The 383-nt window shown below is 72.1% G+C and carries 1 protein-coding gene; it reads right to left on the bottom strand.

The annotated features are described in order from the left end of the window. Window positions 1–383: hypothetical protein (locus tag K9U41_RS23790; protein ID WP_282643280.1), on the bottom strand; the 383-nt coding region annotated here is incomplete at both ends.

The following is a 383-nucleotide window of genomic DNA, read 5'->3' as shown; positions in this document are numbered from 1 at the left end:
CTCCACGAGCCCGGCCATGGGCGCCAGTTCGATCGCACGCCCGTCGAAGGCCATGGGGCCGCTCAGGGCGGCCACCGTCTCCGCGGCGAATTGCTCGCGTTGCGCGCGGTTGCCGCCGGCGGGCTCCAGGCAGAAACGCATCTCGCCCACGTGGTAGACGGCGACGCCCCGCCCTGCCAGCCGCTTGAGTCTGTCTGCGAAGGCGATGGCGAGGGACTCCAGCGGTTCGGACCCCACCGCGCGCGATTCGGCCAGCATGCGTTCGTGCCCCATGATCTCGACCATCATCAGCGCCGACGGCGTACCGGCGGGGCGGCCGCGCAGGTCCTCGAACAGCTGCGTGCGGTTGGGCAGCCGCGTCACGGCATTGACCCGGCCCGCAC

Source organism: Xanthobacter autotrophicus (assembly GCF_029991245.1).
Classification (GTDB): Bacteria; Pseudomonadota; Alphaproteobacteria; order Rhizobiales; family Xanthobacteraceae; genus Xanthobacter; species Xanthobacter autotrophicus_C.
Note: the sequence above shows the minus strand (reverse complement) of the source record. Positions and strands in the feature narration are given on the sequence as shown.